Below are 25964 nucleotides of genomic sequence, written 5' to 3' on the forward strand. Positions count from 1 at the left end.
CCGGCTGAACCTAGTGTGAAGGTCGTTCTTTGAGCTTAGCGAAAAGAACTTCTATAGATAGAGCACACGTTGTGTGAAGGAAACACCATCGTCACTAGACTTGTGGGAAACCTCGTCAAGTGCCGAGGTGTACGTTCGCACTAAACTCGGGAATACCTCGTTAAGTGCTCATAGTAACTGAAAACAGAGGAGTTAATGACTTCTCCGAGAATCTAAGTTAAGGAGGAAAGGCAATGTCACGTATCGGAAGACTGCCAATCGCAATTCCAGCAGGAGTAACTGTTGAAATCGCAGAGAATAATGTAGTGACCGTTAAAGGTCCTAAGGGAACTCTTACAAAAGAGCTTCCAGTAGAGATGGAAATCAAGCAGGAAGGCGAGACCATCGTAGTAACAAGACCAAACGATCTGAAGAAGATGAAATCTCTTCATGGTCTTACAAGAACACTGATCAATAACATGGTTGTTGGTGTTACCGAAGGATACAAGAAAGTTCTGGAAGTAAACGGTGTTGGTTATAGAGCGGCTAAATCAGGAAATAAACTGACTCTGAGCCTTGGATACTCTCACCCGGTTGAGATGATCGATCCAGAAGGTCTTGAGACTGTTCTGGAAGGACAGAATAAGATCACTGTTCAGGGTATTGATAAAGAAAAAGTTGGCCAGTATGCGGCTGAGATCAGAGACAAGAGAAGACCGGAGCCATATAAGGGCAAGGGAATCAAGTATGCTGATGAAGTAATCAGACGTAAAGTTGGTAAGACAGGTAAAAAATAATTAAGGAGGGTGAGAGATAATGGTTAGCAAGAAATCAAGAAGCGAAATTCGTGTTAAAAAGCACATGAAAATACGTAACCGTTTCAGCGGTACACCTGAATGCCCGCGTTTAGCAGTATTCAGAAGCAATAATCACATGTATGCTCAGGTTATTGATGACACAGTTGGAAAGACTCTGGTATCCGCTTCCACTCTTCAGAAAGATGTGAAAGCCAATCTGGAAAAGACCAACAATGTAGAAGCTGCTGCATACCTTGGAAAAGTGATCGCTGAGAGAGCACTTGAAAAGGGCGTTAAGGACGTAGTCTTTGACAGAGGCGGATTCGTTTATCATGGAAAGATTAAAGCATTAGCAGACGCAGCAAGAGAAGCTGGTTTGAATTTCTAGAAGGAGGAGCACACATGAAACAGGAACGTATTGATGCTAGTTCATTAGAATTAACAGAAAAAGTAGTATCAATTAAGCGTGTTACCAAGGTTGTTAAGGGTGGTCGTAATATGAGATTCACAGCTTTAGTAGTTGTTGGCGATGGTAACGGCCATGTTGGTGCAGGCTTAGGAAAGGCAACCGAAATTCCGGAAGCTATCCGCAAAGGAAAAGAGGATGCAGCTAAGAAGCTTATTTCTGTAGCATTAGATGAAAATGGAAGTATTACACATGATTTGATCGGTAAATTCGGAAGCGCTTCAGTATTACTGAAGAAGGCACCTGAAGGTACTGGAGTTATCGCCGGTGGTCCGGCACGTGCCGTTATCGAGATGGCAGGTATTAAGAACATCCGTACAAAATCTCTCGGATCTAACAATAAGCAGAACGTAGTTCTTGCTACTATTGAAGGTCTGAAAGAGGTTAAGACTCCAGAAGAAGTGGCTAAGCTTCGTGGAAAATCCATCGAAGAGATCTTAGGCTAATAAGGAGGTAGAACCGAAATGGCAAATTTGAAAATCACATTAGTAAAATCTACAATCGGCGCTGTACCGAAGCATAAGAAGACTGTAGAAGCTCTTGGACTGAAGAAGGTTAACAAGACTGTTGAACTTCCAGACAACGCTGCTACAAGAGGTATGATCAAACAGGTACAGCACCTGGTAAAAGTTGAGGAAGCTTAATTAATTTATATTGAGTAAGGAGGTGTCACGATGGACTTATCTAATTTAAGACCAGCTGACGGAGCAAAGCAGAGCGATAACTTCAGAAGAGGACGTGGACATGGTTCTGGAAATGGTAAGACTGCAGGTAAGGGACACAAGGGTCAGAAAGCTCGTTCAGGCGGCACAAGACCTGGTTTCGAAGGCGGACAGATGCCACTGTACAGAAGAATTCCTAAGAGAGGATTCACTAACAGAAATTCTAAGACAATCGTTGGAATTAATGTAAGTGCTCTGGAAGTATTTGATAATGATGCTGTAGTTTCAGTAGAGACATTGATCGAAGCAGGAATCGTTAAGAACCCAAGAGATGGCGTTAAGATTCTTGGTAACGGTGAACTGACAAAGAAACTTACAGTTCAGGCAAATGCATTTAGTGCCGGTGCGGCAGCTAAGATTGAGGCTCTTGGTGGAAAAGCAGAGGTGATCTAATGTTCAAAACAGTTCGGCGGGCATTTCAGATTGAAGATATTCGAAAGAAAATCTTTTACACCTTCATGATGCTGGTTGTGGTTCGTTTAGGATCACAGCTGCCGACTCCAGGTGTAAACCCGGACTATATTAAAAACTTTTTTGCACAGAACACGGGGGATGCGTTTAACTTTTTTAACGCATTCACCGGTGGATCTTTTGAGCAGATGTCAGTATTTGCTCTGAGTATTACACCATACATTACTTCATCTATCATCATTCAGTTGCTCACAATTGCAATTCCTAAGTTAGAGGAAATGCAGCGCGAGGGCGAGGATGGAAGAAAGAAGATCGCATCTTTTACAAGATACCTTACTGTAGCTCTGGCATTGATGGAATCAACTGCTATGGCAATTGGTTTTGGACGTCAGGGTCTGCTTCAGGAATACAATTTTGTAAATGCAGCAATTGTTGTATTAACGCTGACTGGCGGATCCGCACTTCTGATGTGGATTGGTGAGCGTATCACAGAGAATGGTGTTGGAAATGGTATTTCAATCGTATTGTTGATTAATATCCTTTCGCGTGTTCCTAGTGATCTGAACACACTGTTTGAACGTTTTGTAAAAGGCAAGACTATTGCTAAGGGCGGACTTGCAGCAATTATTATTGCAGCAATTATCCTGGTTCTTGTTGTAATGGTTGTTATTCTTCAGGATGGAGAACGCAGAATTGCCGTGCAGTATTCACAGAAGATGCAGGGTAGAAGAACTTATGGCGGTCAGTCAACTCATATTCCTATGAAGATTAATACTGCTGGAGTTATTCCTATTATCTTTGCTTCTTCTCTGATGCAGTTTCCGATTGTAATCGCATCATTCCTTGGAAAAGGTAACGGAAGCGGGATTGGAAGCGAGATTCTTCGAGGAATGAATCAGAGCAACTGGTGTAACCCACAGAATATTAAGTATTCCTGGGGACTGGTTGTATACATTATATTAACCGTATTCTTCGCTTATTTTTATACCTCCATCACATTTAACCCGATGGAGATTGCAAATAATATGAAGAAGAGCGGTGGATTTGTCCCAGGTATCAGACCGGGACGTCCAACGGTCGAGTATTTGACCAGAATTCTGAACTACGTCATTTTTATGGGCGCAGTTGGACTGGTAATCATTCAGTTTGTGCCGATCCTGTTTAATGGATGGCTGGGAGCAAAAGTATCATTTGGTGGTACTTCCCTTATCATTATCGTCAGTGTTATACTGGAGACATTGAAGCAGATTGAGTCGCAGATGCTCGTTCGCAATTACAAAGGATTTTTAAATAACTAAGCATTTTGACCTGCGGATTATTTCGCGGGTTAAAATACTATAAAGGAGGATGTGTATAGTATGAAGATCATTATGCTGGGTGCACCTGGTGCAGGTAAAGGAACACAGGCTAAGAAAATTGCTGCAAAATACGGAATTCCGCATATTTCTACAGGAGATATTTTCCGCGCCAATATTAAGAACGGAACAGAGCTTGGAAAAAAAGCTAAGACCTACATGGATCAGGGACTTCTTGTTCCAGATGAACTGGTAGTTGACTTGGTAGTTGACCGTGTCAATCAGGATGACTGTAAGAATGGTTATGTTCTGGACGGTTTCCCGCGTACGATTCCTCAGGCTGAAGCATTGACAGAAGCTCTTGAGAAAATGGGACAGAAGGTAGATTTTGCAATTGATGTAAATGTACCGGATGAGAACATTGTAAAACGTATGGGCGGAAGAAGAGCATGTGTGACATGTGGTGCTACATATCATATGGTATATGCTCCGACCAAGAAGGAAGGTATCTGTGATACCTGTGGCGGAGAGCTGATCCTCAGAGATGATGATAAGCCGGAGACAGTTCAGAAGAGACTGAATGTATACCATGATCAGACACAGCCGTTAATTGACTACTATACCAGTCAGGGAATCCTCCGTACAGTGGATGGAACTGTAGATATTGATGATGTATTCCGCGCAATTACGGAATTTCTGGGAGCATAAGTTATGCCGATTACCGTAAAATCACCTAGAGAAATTGAACTGATGGCTGAAGCAGGACGTATCCTGAGTCAGGTACATCAGGAACTTGGTAAGGCATTGCACCCTGGAATGAGTACCCTGGATATTGACCGATTGGGTGAGGAGATTATAAGGGGATACGGATGTATCCCTTCTTTCCTTAATTATAATGGCTATCCGGCATCTATCTGTGTATCATTGAATGAAGAGGTCGTCCATGGAATACCGTCAGCTGACCGTATTATCAAAGAGGGCGATATAGTCAGCCTGGATGCAGGAGTCATTTACAAAGGCTACCATTCTGATGCTGCCAGAACTCACGCAGTGGGCGAGGTCAGTAAAGAAGCCGAGGACTTGATCAGAGTTACCAGAGAAAGCTTTTTTGAAGGCATAAAATATGCGAAAGAAGGCAATCATTTATTTGATATCTCCGGAGCTATTGGCAGATATGCTGAAGAACGAGGCTATGGGGTAGTAAGAGATCTGTGCGGACATGGAATCGGGACAGCACTTCACGAAGCGCCTGAGATTCCGAATTACGAGATGAATCGTAAAGGTGTGCTTCTGAAAGCCGGTATGACGCTGGCAATTGAGCCGATGATCAATGCCGGAAGCTGGGAAGTTGACTGGATGGATGATGACTGGACCGTAGTGACCAGAGACCGTCGCCTGTCAGCGCATTATGAAAATACCATATTAATCACAGACGGAGAACCGCGCATTCTGTCCCTGACGGAAGATACACCGTAGTGCGGAAGAAGCGAGGGATATATGGACAGATATAGAAAAGGAATGCTGGTAAGGTCAAAAGCCGGACACGATACCGGAAAGGTATATATAATAGTAGAAAACGTAGACACATATGTGCTGGTCTGTGACGGCAGGATCCGGACACTTGCCAATCCGAAGAAAAAGAAGTTCAAACATTTGCAGATCATTAACCGGGAATATCCGATCGAGACAATGAATGATGTTCAGATCAAACGGATATTGAAAGAATATAACAGGGAAGAGATTTAGGAGGATATAAGATATGTCAAAGGCTGACGTAATTGAAATTGAAGGAACAGTTGTAGAGAAACTTCCAAATGCGATGTTTCAGGTAGAACTTGAGAATGGACATCAGGTTCTCGCACATATCAGTGGTAAGCTGAGAATGAATTTTATCAAGATCCTTCCGGGAGATAAGGTAACACTTGAGCTGTCACCATACGATTTATCTAAGGGAAGAATTATCTGGAGAGATAAATAAAAAAAGTATTGACGTAGTAATATTAGTGATGCTATAATATGTAAGCACGTTTTTGGGTGCTTTTATTTCGTTATGCAATTTTAAAGGCACACAAAGCAAAGAAACTAAAGGCAAAGCAATGGATGAAAGGAGGATCCCCGTGAAGGTTAGATCATCAGTAAAACCAATTTGCGAAAAGTGCAAAGTAATTAAAAGAAAAGGAAGCGTTCGTATTATTTGCGAAAATCCAAAGCATAAACAGCGTCAGGGATAGGCATTGAACACTATTATTTGAGATGCATTTATGAATTTTGGAGTGAATTAGGCGGCTGATAGCAGATACGCCAGGCGGCGTGTAAGCTATTTAATATACAAGGAAGCACCAAAGCCGGTGAAGTCCTCGTATATTGCTTCTAATGCCGGCTCGTCATTACCGGGACAAGACCGGTGGCCGGAAAGGGCGTGATACCGAACACGCCTGGGAACCAGGAGTTCCCCTATTAAAGACAATATGTAACACAAAGACGAAGTGGCGAGGACGTAAAGTCTGACGTTGCAAGCTCGCTTGCAAAACGGCAGAACTCAAGGACGAGTTAGGGCGTTAGCCCGACATCGAGGCAGAGCGAAGCGAAGCCGAGATGATCACTTCGGCAGAACAGCAAAAAGCAGGAAAAATGGAGGAAAAATCACATGGCTCGTATTGCAGGTGTAGACTTACCAAGAGACAAACGTGTTGAGATCGGATTGACTTATATCTACGGAATCGGTAGAACAAGTGCAACTCGTATTTTGACAGAAGCAGGAGTTAATCCTGACATTCGCTGCAGAGATCTGACAGACGAAGACGTTAAGAAGATCAGTGCAGTAATCGATGAAACTCAGGTTGTAGAAGGTGATCTTCGTAGAGAGATCGCTCTGAACATCAAGAGATTACAGGAGATCGGATGCTACAGAGGTATCCGTCACAGAAAAGGACTTCCGGTTCGTGGTCAGAAGACAAAGACCAATGCAAGAACAAGAAAAGGTCCTAAGAGAACAGTAGCTAATAAGAAAAAATAAGTTAAGGAAAGTGTAGGTTAGTTTTATTATGGCAAAGAAAGTTACAAAAAAAGTGACAAAAAAACGTGTCAAGAAAAACGTTGAACACGGACAGGCACATATCCAGTCATCTTTCAACAACACAATTGTTACATTAACAGATGCACAGGGTAATGCTCTTTCATGGGCAAGTGCTGGTGGTCTTGGATTTAAAGGTTCAAGGAAATCTACTCCATATGCAGCACAGATGGCAGCTGAGACAGCAGCTAAGGCAGCATTAATTCATGGTTTGAAGACAGTAGACGTATTTGTAAAGGGACCTGGTTCAGGAAGAGAAGCAGCAATCAGAGCACTTCAGGCATGCGGAATTGATGTAACAAGCATCAGAGACGTAACACCGGTACCGCACAACGGATGCCGTCCGCCGAAGCGCAGAAGAGTCTAGTCGAAACATTGATAACCATAAATTGGCGAAATAATTAGGAGGATATATAGAACATGGCAGTAAATAGAGTTCCGGTTCTTAAGAGATGCCGTTCCCTCGGAATGGATCCGGTATATTTGGGAATTGATAAAAAGTCTAACAGACAGTTAAAGAGATCTAATAGAAAAATGAGTGAGTACGGTCTTCAGCTGCGTGAGAAACAGAAAGCTAAGTTTATCTACGGCGTACTTGAGAAACCTTTCAGAAACTATTTCGAGAAAGCTCAGCGTCAGCCGGGTATGACAGGTCCTAACCTGATGATCCTGCTTGAGAGCAGACTTGATAATGTAGTATTCCGTATGGGTCTTGCTAGAACACGTCGTGAGGCTCGTCAGATCGTTGACCACAAGCATGTTACAGTTAATGGTAAGCAGGTAAACATCCCATCTTACCTTGTTAAAGCTGGTGATGTGATCGAAATCAAAGAGAAATGCAAAGGATCTCAGAGATACAAAGATATCCTTGAGGTAACAGCAGGACGTCTCGTTCCAGGATGGATTGAAGCAGATCAGGAGAACCTGAAAGCTACAGTTAAGGAACTTCCTACTCGTGATGAGATTGATGTTCCAGTTGACGAGATGCTGATCGTCGAGTTGTATTCTAAATAATAAGATTTAGGTATTCATCCCACAAGGAGGGACTATATAGTGTTTGATTTTAATAAACCAAATATCGAGATAACCGAGATTTCAGATGACAAGAGATATGGAAGATTTGTTGTAGAGCCTTTGGAAAGAGGATATGGTACAACACTTGGAAATTCTCTCAGAAGGATCATGCTTTCTTCACTTCCTGGTGCTGCAATCAGCCAGATTAAGATTGATGGAGTACTGCATGAGTTCAGTTCCATCCCGGGTGTAAAAGAAGATGTTACAGAGATCGTTATGAACCTGAAATCACTGGCGATCAAGAACACATCAGAAACTGACGAACCAAAGACTGCTTACATTGAGTTCGAAGGTGAAGGTGTGGTAACAGGCGCAGATATCCAGGTGGATTCAGACATTGAGATCATGAATCCTGAGACTGTTATTGCCACATTGAATGGTGGAGCTGACAGCAAGCTGTATATGGAACTTACCATTACAAAGGGTCGTGGATATGTGAGTGCAGATAAGAATAAGACAGAAGACCTGCCAATCGCAGTAATTCCGATCGATTCTATCTATACACCGGTAGAGCGCGTTAACCTTACTGTGGAGAATACACGTGTTGGTCAGATTACAGACTTTGACAAACTGACATTAGATGTTTGGACAAACGGAACTCTGCTTCCGGATGAGGCTGTAAGTTTGGCAGCAAAGGTATTAAGTGAGCATTTGAAACTGTTTGTAGATCTGTCTGAGGTGGCTCAGTCAGCAGAAGTAATGATCGAAAAAGAAGACGATGAGAAGGAAAAAGTGCTTGAGATGAGCATTGATGAACTTGAGTTGTCTGTTCGTTCTTACAACTGCCTGAAGAGAGCGGGAATCAATACAGTAGAGGAACTTACAAACAGAACACCAGAAGACATGATGAAGGTACGTAACCTTGGTCGCAAGTCTCTGGAAGAAGTATTAGCAAAGTTAAAAGAGCTGGGTCTCGAACTCAGCCAGGGAGAGGAATAGAATTCCGTCCTTACGTAAATATAAACCAAGGTATCAGTAAGACCAAAGAGCGTGATATCGCATTTGGCTAGTAAGCCCGATGAATGCATAACCAAGTGTCAAAATGGAGGAAATAAGAGATGGCAAAGTATAGAAAGCTCGGCAGAACATCAAGCCAGAGAAAAGCATTAATCAGAAACCAGGTAACAGCACTTCTGAACAACGGTAAGATCGTTACAACAGAAGCGAAAGCAAAAGAGATCCGCAAAGTTGCTGAAGGTCTGATCGCTATGGCTGTTAGAGAAAAAGACAATTACGAAGAAGTAACTGTTAAGGCTAAAGTTGCTCGTAAAGACAAAGATGGTAAGAGAGTTAAAGAAGTTGTAGACGGTAAGAAAGTAACTGTATACGACGAAGTTGAGAAGACAATCAAGAAAGATATGCCTTCAAGACTGCATGCCAGAAGAGAAATGCTTAAAGTTCTCTACCCTGTAACAGAAGTTCCTGCACAGGGAGCTGGAAGAAAGAAAAATACTAAGGAAGTTGATCTTGTAGCTAAGCTGTTTGACGAGATTGCACCTAAGTATGAGAATCGTAACGGTGGTTACACAAGAATCGTTAAGATCGGTCTCCGTAAAGGTGACGCAGCAATGGAAGTTCTTCTTGAGCTTGTATAATAACGATATAGAACAGAAAGCATATAGACGCACTCTGAGAAATCAGGGTGCGTTTTCTTTGTGTATTGTGCTTAAATATCAGATAAAAAGGTATTCTGCAGGGTTAGGAAAATAGCTTGTAAATGTTATAAATATAACAAAAAATTATCTATATCAGAAATAGTAAATGATTTAATTGTGCACACAATAATGATGAGTTATCAAATAAGTTTTTGCTATATAAAAATACTATAGTATTTCTCACCATGCATTTTGTGAAAAACTCACAATGAAATCTTGAAATGTTATAAATGTTTGAATATATTCACAAATTCGTTAAAAATATATCATTTTTAATTGACAATTAATTAACGGAGGAATATACTTGGAGACAGTTAAAGCAAGACGATTTCTACACAAGGGAGGATATAGTTATGGCAAAAGAAGTAAAACAGGCAGTGGCAGAACCAGAGGTAAATACCGCTGAATGGTTGGAGCAGAAGATGGCCAAGATGAAAGAGGCCCAGAAGATCTTCGCAACATACACTCAGGAACAGGTTGATAAGATTTTTTTCGAGGCGGCTATGGCAGCTAATAAGGCACGTATTCCGCTGGCAAAGATGGCAGCCGAAGAGACAGGAATGGGAATCGTAGAAGATAAGGTTATCAAGAATCATTACGCAGCAGAATATACATATAATCAGTATAAGAGAACCAAAACCTGTGGTGTGATTGAAGAAGATAACTCATACGGAATTAAGAAGATCGCAGAGCCGGTTGGTCTGGTTGGAGCTATTATTCCTACAACAAACCCGACATCAACAGCAATTTTTAAAACACTTATTGCATTAAAAACAAGAAATGCTATTATCATCAGTCCACATCCACGTGCTAAGAAATCAACGAGAGCAGCAGCAATGCTGGTATATGAAGCAGCTGTTAAGGCAGGAGCACCGGAAGGCATTGTAGAATGTCTGGAAGAACCTACGGTTGAGATGTCTGGTCTGATCATGGCTAACGCAGATGTGATTCTTGCAACAGGAGGTCCTGGAATGGTAAAGGCAGCTTACTCTTCAGGAAAACCGGCCATCGGTGTTGGACCTGGTAATACACCTGTTATCATGGATTCAAGCTGTGATATTCAGACAGCAGTGTATTCAGTTATCCACTCTAAGACATTTGACAATGGTATGATCTGTGCATCTGAACAGTCTGTTACAGCACTGGCTGACATTTATGATGATGTGAAGAAAGAATTCATTAAGAGAGGATGCCATGTACTGAACAAGAAAGAACTGGATATGGTTCGTGAGATTATCCTGACACCTGCAGGAAGCGTTAATCCTAAGATTGTAGGACAGCCTGCGGCAGAGATCGCTAAGCTGGCTGGATTTGAAGTTCCGGAAGATACGAAGATCCTGATTGGTGAAGTAACCTCTGTTAACGTAGAAGAGCCATTCGCACATGAGAAATTATCTCCTGTACTTGCTCTTTATAAAGCAAAAGATTTTGAAACCGCGCTTCAGATGGCAGAACAGCTTGTTGCTGATGGTGGATACGGACATACATCTTCTCTTTATATAAATGTAAGTGAAAAAGAAAAAATGGCAGAACATGCAGATCGCATGAAGACCTGTCGTATTTTGGTAAATACACCTTCTTCACAGGGTGGTATCGGTGACCTTTACAACTTTGGATTAGCTCCATCTCTGACTCTGGGCTGTGGTTCTTACGGCGGTAACTCTGTATCAGAGAACGTAGGAGTAAAACATCTGTTAAATGTTAAGACGGTTGCTGAAAGGAGAGAGAATATGCTGTGGTTCAGAACACCTCAGAAAGTATACTTTAAGAAAGGATGTCTGCCGGTTGCACTGGATGAGCTGAAGAATTATTATAACAAGACGAAGGCATTTATCGTAACTGACGGATTCCTGTTCAGCAGCGGAATGACAGCTCCGATCACAGATAAGCTTGATAAAATGGGTATCCAGCACGCATGCTTCTATGAGGTAGCGCCAGACCCGACATTGCAGATCGCAAGAAAAGGTCTGGATCAGCTGAAAGCATTTGGACCAGATGTGATCATCGCACTTGGTGGTGGTTCAGCAATGGATGCAGCGAAGATCATGTGGCTGATGTACGAGCATCCGGAGTGCAACTTCGAAGATCTGGCTATGGACTTCATGGATATCCGTAAGAGAGTATACACATTCCCGAAGATGGGCGAGAAAGCTATGATGGTAGCAATTCCTACTTCATCAGGTACAGGTTCTGAGGTTACACCGTTTGCAATCATCACAGATGCAGACACAGGTACAAAATGGCCGATCGCTGACTACGAGCTTCTGCCGAACATGGCAATCGTAGATACAGACTTCATGATGACTCAGCCGAAGGGACTGACCAGTGCGTCAGGTATCGATGCCCTGACACATGCTCTGGAAGCATATGTATCTATCATGGCTACTGATTATACAGATGGTCTGGCTCTCAAAGCTGGTAAGAACATCTTCACATATTTGCCAGATGCATATGAGAAGGGCGCTGCTGATCCGATCGCAAGAGAAGGAATGGCTAATGCATCTACAATGGCTGGTATGGCATTTGCCAATGCATTCCTGGGAGTTTGCCACTCTATGGCACACAAGCTTGGTGCATATCACCACCTGCCACACGGTATTGCTAATGCATTGCTGATTGAACATGTAATGCGCTTTAATGCAGATCCGGCACCGGCTAAGATGGGAACATTCTCTCAGTATCCATATCCGAGGCTAAAGAGAGATATGCTGAATTTGGAAGATTCTGCGGAGTAACAGGAAAGAATGATGATGAAGTATTTGAGAACTTCATCAAAGCAATCGCAGACCTGAAGGCAAAAGTTGGAATCAAGAGAACAATTAAAGATTACGGTGTTAAGGAAGAAGATTTCCTCGCTACATTGGATGAAATGGTAGAGAATGCATTCAATGACCAGTGTACAGGTGCTAACCCAAGATATCCTCTGTTTAAAGAGATCAAAGCAATGTACCTGAAAGCATACTACGAAGGTTAATCAATTTACAGCATCATAACAAAATAAAGCAATAGATCCACGCGTTGTATATTTATTAAGATATTTATACGGATGCGTGGATTTATTGCTTTATTTGTATTTTTTTGGTATAGTGGAAATGTTAAATAAAAATATTATGGCAAAGGAGCCAGTTATGAAGAAATACGAAGAAGAACATTATTTGTATGATAATATTAAGGATCAGATTTATCCGTGGGTGTCAAGCACATTATCACTGCCTGAGACATTGAATGGTAAGAATATATCCGAGAAAGATACACCATTAATTGAATTTGTAGGTGCTTTGAAGATCCTGTTTGTCATAAAGAGAGGCGAAGAAACATATGAAGTCATTAAAGATAATATGCTTCCGCCGGAATGTGATATACCGGCATTATATCATCAGGCATGCGAGAATTTGGTGCGGGACGTGGAATTTGTAATCGGTAATACCATGTATGGAGCATTTTCTATTCTGGCAGATGGCAAGCATGAGGCAAGTTCCCTGTGCTTTCAGCATATCTGGAATGTATGCTCGGAGAAATTACAGGACGATCTGCTGATTATGGCACCACGTACAGATACGGTGTTGTTTGCGCCGCTGTCTCAGCCAAAAGCAATAGAAACGATGAAAACACATGCGGAACAGGCATATACAATGGGAACGAACAAAATCAATACAGATATGTATTTATTTACGCGAGACGGGAAGGAATTATTGACTTATGATGAAACGCAACATTAAGATGATCGGTTTTGACCTGGATGGAACGCTGTTAAACAGTAATAAGGAGATCAGTGATTATACACGGGACGTCATGAGGGAAGCTGTTGAGCAGGGCGTGATCATTCTTCCGGCGACGGGAAGACCGCTGACCGGTATACCAAAGCCAGTTATGGCACTTCCTGGCATCCGATATGCAGTCACAGCTAACGGTGCCAGAGTAGTAGACGTGCAGGAGGATAAAGTTCTGCATGAAGCATTGCTTCCATATGAAAAAGGTAAGGAATTGCTGGAGATCTTTGCAAAATACGATACATACAGGGAAGTGTATTATGAGGGATTCGGTTATGCAACTGCGGATATGGTAGAGCGTATTGAGGAATATATGCCGATTAAGCCGATGATTGAATATATGCGTACTACCAGACGCCGGGTGCCGGATGTGGAAGCTATGTTCCATGAGAAAAAGATGGCAGTGGATAAGCTACAGGCACTGTTTCGCGATACAGAAACAAGAGATCTGGCAATGAAAGAAGTAAAAGAGAAGGTTCAGGGAGCAGCCGTTACCAGTGCGTTAGGCAATAATATTGAAGCGAACGGGGAAGATGCACAGAAGGGTATCGCGCTTTTGAAGCTGGGAGAGATCCTTGGTATTAAGAAGGATGAGATCATGGCATTTGGTGATGGTTCTAATGATATGGATATGATTCGCAGAGTCGGTTTTGGTGTGGCTATGGAGAATGGTATTGATGAGATCAAAGAAGCAGCAGACTATATCACTGTGACCAATGATGAGCATGGCGTTGCAAAAGCAATTGAAAAATTTGTATTGAGGTAGTATCTGGCAGATGTGAATAAAAGGAGGCAGATATGTTAGATTTTATTAAAGTTGTGATCCTGGGTATCGTAGAAGGAATCACCGAATGGCTTCCGGTCAGCAGTACCGGCCATCTGATTCTGGTCGGCAGCGTATTGAAGCCGGGACTCAGTGATGCATTTATGGAAATGTTTGACGTGGTGATCCAACTTGGTGCGATCATGGCTGTTGTGGTGCTCTATTTCCACAAATTGAATCCGTTTTCCCCAAGAAAATCCGAACGTCAGAAGATGTTGACCTGGCAGATGTGGATTAAAGTGGCGATCGCGTCAGTTCCGGCAGCGATTGTGGGATTATTGTTTAATGATTATCTGGATGCGATTTTTTATAAACCGGTGCCGGTTGCAATCATGCTGATCGTATATGGTGTGTTGTTTATTATAATAGAAGATAAGCACAGAGGAAAACAGCCAAAGGTTACCAGGATTTCACAGCTTACACTTAAGATGCTGTTGTGGATCGGTGTGTTCCAGATGCTTGCATTGATTCCGGGAACTTCAAGATCCGGTGCGACAATTGTAGGAGCGCTAATCATTGGAGTATCCAGAGAGACAGCGGCGGAATTTACATTTTTCCTTGCAATTCCGGTTATGTTCGGAGCAAGCTTCCTGAAGCTGTTGAAATTTGGATTAGCATTTTCAGCGGCAGAGTTCGGTTTCCTGATGCTTGGATGTATTGTATCATTTGGGGTATCTATATTTGCTATCAAGTTTCTGATGGGATATATTAAACAGCATGATTTTAAGGTATTTGGATATTATCGTATTGCGCTTGGAGTATTGATTCTGATCGTGTCGATCTTCCAGGTGATCATGGGATAATATAAAAGAAGAAATTAAGGGGCATTTTTGTACGAAATAAATTAATTTTGCATAAAAATACCCCTTTAAATGTATAAAAATACAGTTGCAATTTGGCGTGAACGTGCTAAAATATAACGCATAGTGTGGAATAAGTAGGAATAAAAAATGCATAATCATAAGATTATGAAGAGAGGCGGTTATTTATGAATAGTTGGACGGCGGATATGCAGATACATTTGCGCGCTGCTTTATCAGAGAAGATAGGTATAAACTTCTGATCAGTGGTATTGGTGTGACGATTAAAGTGTCAATCGTAGCGGTTATCCTTGGAATTCTGATCGGTTTTCTGATTGCACTTTGTAATTTGTCTAAGAACAAATTCCTCAGAGCAATCGGTAAGATATATACTGATATTATTCGAGGTACACCTTCAGTCACACAGCTGATGATCATTTACTTTGTAATTTTTGCGACCGTTGATATTGAAAAATGGATTATTGCAGCGATAGCATTTGGTATTAATTCGGGTGCGTATGTATCGGAAATCATCCGTGCCGGAATCCTTTCTATAGATAAAGGACAGACGGAGGCGGGAAGATCATTGGGATTAAATGCTTACCAGACGATGACAAGAATCGTAATCCCGCAGGCATTGAAGAATATTTTTCCGGCACTTTGTAATGAATTTATTGTACTTATCAAAGAGACTGCAATTGTCGGTTACGTTGGACTGATGGATATTCAGAAAGCAGGAGATTTCATTAAGAGCGCTACGTATGAGGCATTTATGCCGTTGATCGGTACAGCAATCATTTACTATGTTCTGATTAAGGTTCTTACATTGATACTTGGCATATTTGAGAACAAGTTGAGAAAATCGGACATAAGATAAGGGGGCTGTGAGATGATAAAAGTAAAGAATCTGCATAAAAAATTTGATGAATTAGAAGTATTAAAAGGAATTGATGAACATATCAGACCAGGAGAAGTAGTTGTAGTCATTGGACCATCCGGTTCGGGAAAAAGTACTTTTCTCCGTTGCCTGAATCAGCTTGAGACAGCTACAGAAGGCGAGATTTACGTAGATGATGAATTGATCACAGATCCGAAATGTGATGTAAATAAAGTTCGTCAGAAAATGGGAATGGTATTTCAGCAGTTTAATCTATTCCCACACCTTACGATTCTGGAGAATATTACGCTTGCGCCGGTTATGTTGAAAAAAATGACAAAAGATCAGGCGAAGGAAAAAGCGATGGAACTGTTAAAGAGAGTTGGTCTGGAAGAAAAAGCGGAGGCATATCCGGTACAATTATCCGGTGGACAGAAGCAGCGTGTAGCAATCGCGAGAGCACTGGCAATGAATCCGGAGATCATGCTTTTTGATGAGCCGACTTCCGCACTTGACCCTGAGATGGTCGGAGAGGTTCTTGATGTAATGAAGGATCTTGCAGAATCTGGTATGACGATGGTTATTGTAACTCATGAGATGGGATTTGCCAGAGAAGTTGCATCACGTGTGATTTTTATGGATCAGGGTATCATCATGGAGAACGGAACACCGGAAGAAGTGTTTACGAATCCGAAAAATGAGAGAACAAAGCTATTCTTAAGTAAAGTGTTATAGTCAGGTGCTGCAATGATATTTGATATTCTGCAAACAGTGTTTGCATGATATAGAGATAACCGATCAATGTTTTGATCAATGTAAAAGCGCAGGTAACTACTTGTGAGGAAAAGGAGAATGTATTATGAAAAAGATGACAAAAATGCTTTCTGTTATTCTTACAGTTGCAATGATGGCAGCAATGCTTGTTGCATGTGGAAGCAGCGACAGTAAGAAGAGTGATGAAAAGACAGAATCTACAGATTCAAAAGATACGATTAAATTCGGTACAAATGCTGAATTTCCACCGTTTGAGTATGTAACACAAGAAGGTGTGATCGGAGAGTTTGATGGTATTGATATCGCAATCGCAAAAGATATCGCTGAAGAGAATGGAATGGAAGCTGAAGTCGAGAACATGGAGTTTGATTCCCTGATCGTTGCTCTTCAGAATGGACAGGTTGATGCTGTTATTGCCGGTATGACTGTAACAGATGAAAGAGCAGAAGCAGTTGATTTCTCTACACCATATTATACAGCTACTCAGGTAATGGTAGTAAAAGATGGTTCTGACATTACAAAAGCATCTGATATGGAAGGAAAGAAAATCTGTGTTATCCAGGGATACACAGGTGAGACTTGCGTAAAGGATCTTGGCTATGATTACGAAGCATTCAAAAAAGGTACAGAAGCAATCATGGAGCTTGTAAATGACAAGTGTGATGTTGTTGTTATCGACTCTGCAACAGCTCAGAAATATGTTGCTGATAATGACGGTCTTAAGATTGTAGAGGATAACGATGCATTTGATTCTGAGGAATATGCTATTGCTGTTCAGAAAGGCAATACAGAACTTCTGGATAAGATCAACACAGCAATCGAGAAACTGATCAGCGATGGAAAAGTTTCAGAGTATGCTGCAAAATATACAGACGCAGACGCTGAATAATCTGAATTAAATCTGTTAAAAGGGAGCACCGCTTTAGCGATAAAAATCGTGAAGCGGAAGCTCCTTTTTTGTTGCATTCGAATTGGGGGGGGGTACTATAGGAGATAAGAGGAACCATAGACTGGGAGCGCACAAATGGAGGAATGAGAATGAAAAAACGAATATTAAGTTTGATGCTTACTTTATGCATGATATTAGTCATGCTTCCGGTGACTGCATTTGCAGCGGGTAACATTACGGAAGTGACAACGAAAGAGGAGTTGACTGCTGCGCTTGCAGATGCCAGTATCAAGGAGATTCATGTTGCTGGGGATGTGACATTTACCGATTCGTTAAATGCCAGTAAGCTGATTGAAGTAGAGCCGGGAGTGACATTGACGATCGGAGGATATCAGACAACAGTGTCCGGCACGATCGTTAATAATGGTACGATCAAAGTGACCAGCACAAGGCAATGCATCTGGAAGGCTACGACAAGTGGAAACGGCAAGCTTGTGGCTGCGAATCAGAAGTGGGGCGAATATCAGACCTATGTAGATTATGGATGTGTTCCAGAATCGATGATGGAGAACTGCAAGATTAATATCGTGAAGGATATTTCCGTGCAGCCAACGGTCAGCCTGCCGGAGAACATGCAGGTGGGAGATACGATTACACCGACAGTTACGAATCTAATCGATGGCGTGGACATGGCAAAAGTATTTCAATATACATGGAAGAATGGAAACAGCAGCGTTGTGTATAACGGTTCGGCAAATCCTACACTGACAGCGAAGGGAACATTGAAGCTGAATCTTGCCGCAAAAAATCCCTATGTGATGTGCTCAGCTTCCGGAACTTATGGAAGCATCGATGTATCAGGAACTGTTAAGGAAAAGACGCTGGATGTCGTGTATGTAGATTCTACTAACGGCAGTGATTCTAATATAGGAGACGGCGCATCGACAGCACTGAAAAACATTAGTACAGCAGTGGATAAAGTGAATGCTGGTGGAAGGATTGTGCTTTGCGGAGATTATTCCAGAACGATGGCATATATAGAAAAGAATGTGACAATCGGAAGCAATAGTGAGGATACAGTAAAGCTTGCACTGAGTGGTTTCGATGGTCTTATGATTGCCGGAGGAGTGAGCGTGACGCTGGATCACATTGATATGGCAGGAACTAAGGTTACGGCTTCTGGAAGCGGTTCGGACAGAACCATTGTATTCAGCAATTGCACAGGGGAGACGGAACTTACCAATGGAAAGGCACAGTTTGGAACAGTGACGCTTAATAATAGTAATCTGTCCGGATATCTCTATGTGGCGGACAGCCTGACAATGAATGCTTCTACATTTTCCGGACAGTTTGTGACAAAGAACTTTGCATCTACAGGAACCAGTAGGATTATTTCAAAGAAGAATGCGCCAGTCAGCATTGACGGTACTATTACGACGGAATCACCGGTAATAATCACGCCGGCTGAGTTAACAAGAGGTGAAAAGCTTGTAGAAGTGGCGGAAGGTTCTGCTGATGATACAGAGAATCACTTTGTGCTTGCAGACAGTCAGAATGGTAAGTATGTGATTAAATGCAGAGTCCGCTATAATGGTACATATATTGGAGTATCTGAACGTGTGGCATCTGAGAATGTAAGATTTGCAGTGGCGGATGAACCGGTTATTGGTGAAGCAGTGCCGGATAAGGGTGTGATAAACATAGACCGTACGAAAATCGGCTCAGCAGGAATATCGATCAGTGCAATGTGGAGCGGATATGCAGACGAGAATAATAAAAAGTGGAGTCTTGGAGATTTTCCAAAACTTACAATAACGATGAGTACCGATGTATATGATAATCCGTTTTCACATTTTGATGATAGCTTTGATGTCAATGAGTTAGGAATCTGTACCTGGGCAGACAAGGATAATGAGCCGTCAAGCTTTGATGACGCTCTGTTGAATAAAGCGGTAACGTGTGGAGAACGACAGATCAGTGATGATGGACGGACATTGACATTTACTGTCAGTTATCCGGAAGTAACCAGATTGCAGCAGAAGATTAAGATAGATACTGCTGAACGTGCAGCAAATTGCGGTGATGTACTGGAGGCAAGAGAAGCATCCGCACAGAGCAGAATCACATATGAAAGCAGTGATCCTAAGATCGCATCCGTTGATCCGGAGACTGGTGAGATTACGGTGCATAAGGCTGGTGAAGTGACGATCACACTCCGGGCAGAACAGACCGATATATACGAAGCGGCAGAAGCGGAGTATAAGCTTATCGTAACACATAAGTTTTCAGATGAATGGAAACATGATGATAAGGAACACTGGAAAGAGTGTGCTTGCGGAGAAAAAAGTGAAGTGGGTGCTCATTCTGGCGGCAAGGCAGATACAGCTCATAAAGCGAAGTGTTCTGTATGTGGCACCGAGTATGGAGAGTTAGTAAAAGCTGATAATACTCAGACGAAGAATAAGACGAAGAACAGTGGAGCGCAGCAGAATAATAATCGCAAAGGTGTTGTGAAGACAGGAGACTATCAGCCTGTTATGATGTGGATAATGTTACTCCTTATCAGTGGTATGGTTGTGGCGGTAGTGATGTTGAGAAGAAAAGACAGAACATAAGATTGTAAGAAGACAAAATGACGGTAAAATAATAGGGGCTGTCGCACATTTTAGTGCGACAGTCCCTATGTTGATTAATATTACAACATCTCGAGGAATGCGGTCAGTCTGGTATTAAGCTGTCCGATATCGGCCTGAGAGTAATCAGTCTCTACATGGATATATGGAATACCTTTCTTCTCATTGACAAATCTGCGGATTGCAAGTGTCTCTACATTGTATGTATGGCATGCCTGCAGAGTCATCTCTACGACACCGTCTACCTGGAACTCATCGATCAGCTCATCGAGCAGTTTCAGACGGTTTGGATTCGGAGTCATCACGGAACATCCGATATTCAGGTATCTCTTGGCGATTGCATCATATACATCCGGATTCTCTTCATCTACTAACTCAGCAGTAGATTTGGCACCGGAGCAGTTCTCGTAAGCAACTACGATACCGCCGTTGTCTTCGATAGCGCGGATTACCTTTTCAGGAGCACCTCCGATCGGACATCCTGTGATCAGGATACGAGGTTTCTTTTCCTCCATTTTGCCTTCTGCGTATTCTTTTTCAATCTTATCTACCAGAGCATTGATCTCTGCCGGAATCGCTTTGCGGTCAAATTTGAATCCGCTTCCGTATAATACTTTCCACAGATCGTATCCCTTGATCGGTGCCGGATTGTATTTCATTACACCGTACAGATTCTTAAGAGCGGTACGAACAGCGTTCTCTTCTTTGATCGCTTCTTTAACGGCTTCGTCTGTGATCGTTGTCTCAAAATGCTCTTCCAGATATTCCTTAAAACGAATGATCTCACTTTTCCATAACTTCTGGGCTGCTTCGTTCTGTGTGTTCGGCAGTTCCATAATGTAGACGTTCTTGAAGTCAGACATATACTCGTACATCTTCTTCTTACCATCACAGGTGGTCTCACCGACTACTACATCGGAGAAGTAGAAGAAAGGACATTTGTCTGTTACTGCGAATCCGTAGCTGGATTTGATCAATGGACATAAATTCTTTGGCAGATCTTTCTCTGCATCCGGGATTGTCTCATCAGATGTAGAGCATAAGCCGACAGTGACAGCTCCCATGGCCATGGCGATCTCTCTTGGAAAGTAAGTACAGTATGCACCGACTACCGGTGTGCCCTGATCTTTGATCTTCTTTAATGCCAGAAATGAATTCTTACGCTGTTCGGCAAATTCTTCAAATACTTCTGGCAAATCTTTAATTAATTCCATAATGTATCTCCTTTTGTGTTTAATCATTACCTATATTTTATCACTAATGAAAATAAACGACAATGAAACAAGGGGAAAATCGAAGGATTAGTCATTTGAAAATATAATGAATGTGAGGATATATTTAGATTATCTATAAGTACAGAAAGACTTTTTTAGTATGGAATAAAATGTTATACTTAAATTAAATACGGAGATATAGAAAAGCAGGATAGATTTATGATTTATGAGAATATACAGGAAGAATTACAGATATTAAAGCAATTACCGGAGCCTGTAGTGACATGGTTTCGTGCTAATAAGCGGGAGCTCCGTGGCGGGATCATCCGGATGCTTACCGCGTGTGGGTGTCGGAGATCATGCTGCAGCAGACCCGTGTGGAGGCGGTGAAGTCTTATTATCATAGATTTCTGGAAGCGTTGCCGGATGTGAAGGCACTGGCAGAAGCAGAGGAAGATCAGTTATTGAAACTGTGGGAAGGGCTTGGATATTATAATCGTGTCCGCAATATGCAGAAAGCGGCAACGCAGATCATGGTAGATTACGGCGGCGAGTTTCCGCAGACATATGAAGAAATCCTGAATCTGACCGGTATTGGAAGCTATACAGCAGGGGCGATCAGTTCGTTTGCATATGGACTGGCAAAACCTGCGGTGGATGGTAATGTGCTCCGGGTAATTTCGAGAATTACCGGAAGTGACCGTGATATTATGAAGCAGAGTGTCAGAAAACGGATGGAGACGCTCCTGGAACAGGTGATCCCGGCAGACGCATCCAGTGATTTTAATCAGGGGCTGATTGAAATTGGGGCAATCGTCTGTGTGCCAAATGGCGAACCAAAGTGTCAGGAATGTCCGGCAAAGGAGTTCTGTGTGGCACATAAAAAGGGCATCGAGATGGAACTCCCTGTGAAGAAGAAGGCAGCAGCCAGACGGATTGAGAAGAGAACGGTATTGATCTTCCGGGACGGAGAGACCAGAGGTATCCGCAAACGTCCGGCAAAAGGACTGTTGGCAGGCTTATATGAACTTCCGGGGGTGGATGGACACCTGACGATGGAAGAAGCGATAGAATATAGCAAAAAGATTGGGCTGACGCCGGTCCGCGTAAAGGAGGCAGGCGAAGCAAAGCATGTATTCAGCCATGTGGAGTGGCATATGATCGGGTATCAGATCCAGGTGGATGAGCTGGAAGAATCCTGTACAGAGGATATGATCTTTGCACATCCGGAAGAGATCCAGCAACGTTATCCGATTCCGTCAGCATTTGAAAAATATATGAAGTATGTGATATGAGAGGAGCAGCTATGAGTGGAAAAGCAAAGTCACTTGCCGATCAGGCATATGAGACGATCAAACAGAATATATTGAACCTGACGTATCCGCCGGGCATGCCTTTGACTGAGGCGAAGCTCGCAGAGGAACTGGGGATGAGCCGGAGTCCGGTACGTACTGCGCTTCGCATGCTACAGACAGATGGACTTATTGTGACTGATTATTATAAATCTATGACGGTCAAAGAGATTACCGAAGAGGATATTAACCAGATTTATCAGTTAAGAGAATTGATAGAGCTTCCGGCGTTTAAGCTGATTTTTGATTCAGATAAATATGAAGAATTCTCTTACCGTATCGAGGAAAAGGTAGTGCGCATGTGTGCGGTAGCATCCGATCCATTTGCATGGGAGATTGCGGATATTGCATTTCATATGGAAATTGTAAGTATCTATGAAAATGAGCGGATCGATCGGATTTATCATAATAATCTGTCGGAGCTTACTCGTATGGGTGTGCATTCGGTCAAGAATGGCATGGAGATCCAGCAGACGAATGACCATTTGAAGGATCTTGTGGAGTATATGCGTCAGGGAGATTATGAACATGCAGTAAAGATATTGAAGGATGATCATTTTGGTACAGGAAGAACGACTGCTATGTCAAAATGATAGCGGTCGTGATACGAAGGAGATAAAGCTATGTACGATTTTATAGTGAATCCGAATGCCAGATCAGGGCTTGGTGGCAGGATCTGGAAAGAACTCGAGCAACTTCTGAAAGAGCAGAAGGCAGAGTATCGGGTACATTTTACCAAATACCAGAGGCATGCAAGCCGGATTGCGGAAGAGATTACCACAGATGGGGAAGAACATACCATTGTGGTAATTGGCGGTGACGGCACGGTAAATGAAGTGCTGAATGGAATTACCGAATTGTCTAAGGTGACGATGGGATATATTCCTATGGGTTCCAGCAATGATTTTGCCAGATATTTTAAGATGGCAGCAGAACCTGTGGAATGTCTGACACGGATATTGCATCCTAAGAAAATGGTGGATATGAATGTGGGAATCATGTCTTATAAAAATGGTGAAAAGTCCAGACGGTATGCGGTCAGCACAGGAATCGGATTTGACGCGGCTGTATGTCATCAGGCGGTCATTTCTAAGATGAAGGTATTCTTAAATAAGATTCATCTTGGTAAGCTTACCTATCTTGGAATTGCTCTTTCCCGCATGATTGCATTGCGACCGGGTAAGATGCGGGTCCGTCTGGATGATGGAGAATGGATTGAATACGACAGAGCTTATTTCGCGACAGCGATGAATCATCATTCGAAGGTGGAGGATTTAAGTTTTGCCCGGATGCAGATCCGTGTGATGATATCCTGAATGTGACGGTGATATCTGGTTTGCCGAAATGGAAGGTGCTGTGCCTGCTTCCAACTGCGTTTAAAGGATGGCATATCCGCTTCAGAGGCATTGATACATATACCTGTAAAAAAGTTGAGATTGACAGTGAGCAGGCATTGCCGGTACATACAGATGGAGAACCGGTATTTCTGCAGCGGAAAATGACAGCAGCATTAGAACCGGACAAGATCAGACTTATTGTTGGATAATTTGAGGAGGCGCAGAAAATGGCAGCAGGATATATTTTTCTCGTGGTGTTATTACTTGGTGTATTGTATCTGCTGTTGATCCGACCGGAGAACCGGAATGCAGAAATGGCAGTATATCGACGCACGATGTTTGCACATCGGGGATATCACAATAAGGAAAAACTGATTCCGGAGAATTCAATGGCCGCATTTCGGGCAGCAGTCGCTCATGGCTATGGTATAGAACTGGATATACATATTACCAGAGATGGAAAAGTGGTGGTATTTCATGATGATACACTGGAGCGGATGTGCGGAGAACATGGCAAGGTAGAAGATTATACATTGGAAGAGTTACAGAAGTTTCATCTGCTGAATACGACAGAGAGGATCCCGGAATTACAGGAAGTGTTGGAATATGTGGATGGCAGGGCACCACTTCTGGTTGAACTTAAGATACCGGGACGGGATCTGAGGGTCTGTGAGGCATCATATGATATTCTGAAGACATACCATGGAAAATATCTGGTGCAGTCATTCAATACATTAGGGTTACAATGGTATCGCAAATATGCACCGGCGATACTGCGAGGTCAGCTTTCGTCCAACCTTACTGCAGATCCATTGAATGATCCATACATACTCCGGTTTCTGGTAAAATATCTGATGCTGAATGTGATTGGAAGACCAGATTTTATTTCTTACAAATTAAAGGACCTTCCGAATTGCAGTGTTCTTTTATGCAGATGGCTATGGAGAATTCCGGTAGCAGTGTGGACGCTTCGAACGGAACAGGCACTTCAGCAGGGAAAAGCGAAGTATGATATGTACATTTTTGAGAAAAGCGGAGAAAATTATTAAAAGTTACCACCATAGTATTGACATGTAATTAACGAGGTGTTATATTGTAGAAAACAAGTTGTATACAAATTATAGATTTGTATACAATGAAACTTTTCTCAAATATTAAGGAGGTAACGTCATGAAATTAGGGTTTATCGGAACTGGTAATATGGCTTCAGCAATTATGGGAGGAATCATTTCAAAAGGAGTCATCCCGGCAGATGAGATCATTGGAGCTGACCTGTTTGCCCCTGGTAGAGAACGTGTAAAAGAGAAATTTGGAATTCATGTAACCGCAGATAACAACGAAGTAGTAGAGAAGGCTGATGTAGTACTTCTGTCAGTAAAACCTCAGTTCTACGCAGATGTTATCTCTGGTATTAAAGATAAGATCAGACCGGATCAGATTGTGATCACAATTGCACCTGGTAAAACACTTTCATGGCTTGCTGAGCAGTTTGGTAAAGATGTTAAGATCGTACGCTGTATGCCGAATACACCGGCTATGGTTGGTGAAGGTATGACTGCTGCATGTCCGAATGAGCATATGACAGAAGAAGAAATCGAATATGTGAAAACACTGCTTTCAAGCTTCAGCCTGGTAGAGATCGTACCTGAGAAGCTGATGGACACGGTTACAGCAGTAAGCGGAAGTTCCCCGGCCTACGTATTCATGTTTATCGAAGCGATGGCAGACGCTGCTGTATTAGATGGTATGCCGAGAGCGCAGGCTTATAAGTTTGCAGCACAGGCTGTATTGGGAAGTGCTAAGATGGTACTTGATACAGGAAAGCACCCGGGAGAGCTGAAAGATATGGTATGCTCACCGGCAGGTACTACAATTGATGCAGTACGTGTGCTGGAAGAGTGTGGATTCAGAGGAACAATCATTGACGCTGTTCAGACATGTGTAGAGAAGTCGAGAAGTCTGTAAATAGAAGAATAAGGAATTCAAAAAAATAAGAACCTCAGGATTGACCTGAGGTTCTTTT

General features: G+C 42.4%; 29 protein-coding genes and 2 pseudogenes. 30 read left to right on the forward strand and 1 reads right to left on the reverse strand.

The genetic code is table 11. The features are described from left to right. Positions 1-233 precede the first annotated feature (233 nt). The 24 genes and pseudogenes from rplF to DXA18_RS02385 all read left to right on the forward strand — a co-directional run bounded on the left by rplF (position 234) and on the right by DXA18_RS02385 (position 20020). Positions 234-776, forward strand: a complete 543-nt coding sequence (gene rplF, locus DXA18_RS02270; protein ID WP_118382504.1) for a 50S ribosomal protein L6 — start codon at positions 234-236, stop codon at positions 774-776. A gap of 19 nt (positions 777-795) precedes the next feature. Further along, positions 796-1164, forward strand: coding sequence for a 50S ribosomal protein L18 (gene rplR / locus DXA18_RS02275; RefSeq protein WP_118382505.1), 369 nt, complete (start codon positions 796-798; stop codon positions 1162-1164). A gap of 14 nt (positions 1165-1178) precedes the next feature. Beyond that, the gene (rpsE, locus tag DXA18_RS02280) at positions 1179-1688 is read left to right on the forward strand and encodes a 30S ribosomal protein S5 (protein ID WP_118382506.1); all 510 of its coding nucleotides are present in this window, start codon (positions 1179-1181) and stop codon (positions 1686-1688) included. 18 nt (positions 1689-1706) lie between these two features. Beyond that, positions 1707-1886: a 50S ribosomal protein L30 gene (gene rpmD, locus DXA18_RS02285; protein WP_118382507.1), complete on the forward strand. Its 180-nt coding sequence runs from the start codon at positions 1707-1709 to the stop codon at positions 1884-1886. A 30-nt stretch (positions 1887-1916) separates the two neighbouring features. After that, a complete protein-coding gene (rplO, locus tag DXA18_RS02290; protein ID WP_118382508.1) occupies positions 1917-2357 on the forward strand; it encodes a 50S ribosomal protein L15 in 441 nt (146 codons plus the stop codon). Next, the gene (secY, locus tag DXA18_RS02295; RefSeq protein ID WP_118382509.1) at positions 2357-3673 is read left to right on the forward strand and encodes a preprotein translocase subunit SecY; all 1317 of its coding nucleotides are present in this window, start codon (positions 2357-2359) and stop codon (positions 3671-3673) included. Before rplO ends, secY begins: the two co-directional genes overlap by 1 nt. 60 nt (positions 3674-3733) lie before the next feature. Beyond that, entirely contained in the window at positions 3734-4378 is a 645-nt protein-coding gene (locus DXA18_RS02300) for an adenylate kinase (protein ID WP_118382510.1), read from the forward strand. Between the two features lie 3 nt (positions 4379-4381). Then, positions 4382-5146: a type I methionyl aminopeptidase gene (map, locus tag DXA18_RS02305; protein ID WP_118382511.1), complete on the forward strand. Its 765-nt coding sequence runs from the start codon at positions 4382-4384 to the stop codon at positions 5144-5146. Positions 5147-5167: 21 nt separating this feature from the next. After that, on the forward strand, positions 5168-5416 hold the full coding sequence (locus DXA18_RS02310) for a KOW domain-containing RNA-binding protein (protein ID WP_118382512.1): 249 nt from the start codon (positions 5168-5170) through the stop codon (positions 5414-5416). 13 nt (positions 5417-5429) lie between these two features. Further along, the gene (gene infA, locus DXA18_RS02315; RefSeq protein ID WP_004607275.1) at positions 5430-5648 is read left to right on the forward strand and encodes a translation initiation factor IF-1; all 219 of its coding nucleotides are present in this window, start codon (positions 5430-5432) and stop codon (positions 5646-5648) included. Between the two features lie 139 nt (positions 5649-5787). Then, complete coding sequence (gene rpmJ / locus DXA18_RS02320; RefSeq protein WP_005339020.1) at positions 5788-5901, forward strand: 50S ribosomal protein L36; 114 nt, start codon at positions 5788-5790, stop codon at positions 5899-5901. A gap of 416 nt (positions 5902-6317) precedes the next feature. Further along, entirely contained in the window at positions 6318-6686 is a 369-nt protein-coding gene (rpsM, locus tag DXA18_RS02325) for a 30S ribosomal protein S13 (protein WP_118382513.1), read from the forward strand. 28 nt (positions 6687-6714) lie between these two features. Beyond that, positions 6715-7110, forward strand: coding sequence for a 30S ribosomal protein S11 (gene rpsK / locus DXA18_RS02330; protein WP_118382514.1), 396 nt, complete (start codon positions 6715-6717; stop codon positions 7108-7110). Between the two features lie 53 nt (positions 7111-7163). Next, on the forward strand, positions 7164-7757 hold the full coding sequence (rpsD, locus tag DXA18_RS02335) for a 30S ribosomal protein S4 (protein ID WP_118382515.1): 594 nt from the start codon (positions 7164-7166) through the stop codon (positions 7755-7757). Positions 7758-7796: 39 nt separating this feature from the next. Beyond that, positions 7797-8756 (forward strand): DNA-directed RNA polymerase subunit alpha, encoded by a 960-nt coding sequence (locus DXA18_RS02340; protein ID WP_118382516.1) that lies wholly within the window; start codon positions 7797-7799, stop codon positions 8754-8756. 119 nt (positions 8757-8875) lie between these two features. Beyond that, on the forward strand, positions 8876-9412 hold the full coding sequence (locus tag DXA18_RS02345) for a bL17 family ribosomal protein (RefSeq protein ID WP_118382517.1): 537 nt from the start codon (positions 8876-8878) through the stop codon (positions 9410-9412). 413 nt (positions 9413-9825) lie between these two features. Further along, positions 9826-12446 (forward strand): annotated as a pseudogene (gene adhE / locus DXA18_RS02350) (bifunctional acetaldehyde-CoA/alcohol dehydrogenase). Positions 12447-12600: 154 nt separating this feature from the next. Next, on the forward strand, positions 12601-13191 hold the full coding sequence (locus DXA18_RS02355) for a hypothetical protein (protein WP_118382518.1): 591 nt from the start codon (positions 12601-12603) through the stop codon (positions 13189-13191). Next, the gene (locus DXA18_RS02360; protein ID WP_317258762.1) at positions 13172-14008 is read left to right on the forward strand and encodes a Cof-type HAD-IIB family hydrolase; all 837 of its coding nucleotides are present in this window, start codon (positions 13172-13174) and stop codon (positions 14006-14008) included. Before DXA18_RS02355 ends, DXA18_RS02360 begins: the two co-directional genes overlap by 20 nt. Positions 14009-14040: 32 nt before the next feature. Next, positions 14041-14868 (forward strand): undecaprenyl-diphosphate phosphatase, encoded by an 828-nt coding sequence (locus tag DXA18_RS02365; protein WP_118382519.1) that lies wholly within the window; start codon positions 14041-14043, stop codon positions 14866-14868. A gap of 193 nt (positions 14869-15061) precedes the next feature. After that, positions 15062-15742, forward strand: a complete 681-nt coding sequence (locus DXA18_RS02370) for an amino acid ABC transporter permease (RefSeq protein ID WP_118382520.1) — start codon at positions 15062-15064, stop codon at positions 15740-15742. Positions 15743-15754: 12 nt separating this feature from the next. Next, positions 15755-16477, forward strand: a complete 723-nt coding sequence (locus DXA18_RS02375; RefSeq protein ID WP_118382521.1) for an amino acid ABC transporter ATP-binding protein — start codon at positions 15755-15757, stop codon at positions 16475-16477. A 124-nt stretch (positions 16478-16601) separates the two neighbouring features. Further along, complete coding sequence (locus tag DXA18_RS02380) at positions 16602-17405, forward strand: transporter substrate-binding domain-containing protein (protein ID WP_118382522.1); 804 nt, start codon at positions 16602-16604, stop codon at positions 17403-17405. 149 nt (positions 17406-17554) lie between these two features. Next, a complete protein-coding gene (locus DXA18_RS02385) occupies positions 17555-20020 on the forward strand; it encodes an Ig-like domain-containing protein (protein ID WP_158567076.1) in 2466 nt (821 codons plus the stop codon). 80 nt (positions 20021-20100) lie between these two features. Here DXA18_RS02385 and DXA18_RS02390 read toward each other — a convergent pair whose 3' ends face one another. Beyond that, a complete protein-coding gene (locus tag DXA18_RS02390) occupies positions 20101-21252 on the reverse strand; it encodes a double-cubane-cluster-containing anaerobic reductase (protein WP_118382524.1) in 1152 nt (383 codons plus the stop codon). Positions 21253-21495: 243 nt separating this feature from the next. Between DXA18_RS02390 and mutY the strand changes: the two are divergent. The 6 genes and pseudogenes from mutY to proC all read left to right on the forward strand — a co-directional run. After that, positions 21496-22547 (forward strand): annotated as a pseudogene (mutY, locus tag DXA18_RS02395) (A/G-specific adenine glycosylase); the annotation flags it as partial. Between the two features lie 11 nt (positions 22548-22558). Next, entirely contained in the window at positions 22559-23197 is a 639-nt protein-coding gene (locus DXA18_RS02400; protein WP_118382656.1) for a GntR family transcriptional regulator, read from the forward strand. Positions 23198-23227: 30 nt separating this feature from the next. Beyond that, complete coding sequence (locus DXA18_RS02405) at positions 23228-23920, forward strand: diacylglycerol/lipid kinase family protein (protein WP_330424362.1); 693 nt, start codon at positions 23228-23230, stop codon at positions 23918-23920. After that, a complete protein-coding gene (locus tag DXA18_RS16520) occupies positions 23917-24150 on the forward strand; it encodes a diacylglycerol/lipid kinase family protein (RefSeq protein ID WP_330424382.1) in 234 nt (77 codons plus the stop codon). Before DXA18_RS02405 ends, DXA18_RS16520 begins: the two co-directional genes overlap by 4 nt. Positions 24151-24168: 18 nt before the next feature. Next, positions 24169-24990 carry a glycerophosphodiester phosphodiesterase gene (locus DXA18_RS02410; protein WP_118382525.1) on the forward strand — a complete coding sequence of 274 codons (822 nt, stop codon included), beginning with the start codon at positions 24169-24171 and terminating at the stop codon, positions 24988-24990. Positions 24991-25111: 121 nt separating this feature from the next. Next, positions 25112-25906, forward strand: a complete 795-nt coding sequence (gene proC, locus DXA18_RS02415; protein WP_118382526.1) for a pyrroline-5-carboxylate reductase — start codon at positions 25112-25114, stop codon at positions 25904-25906. Positions 25907-25964 lie beyond the last annotated feature (58 nt).

It is taken from the genome of Dorea sp. AM58-8, assembly GCF_003464045.1.
Lineage (GTDB): Bacteria > Bacillota > Clostridia > Lachnospirales > Lachnospiraceae > Claveliimonas > Claveliimonas ammoniilytica.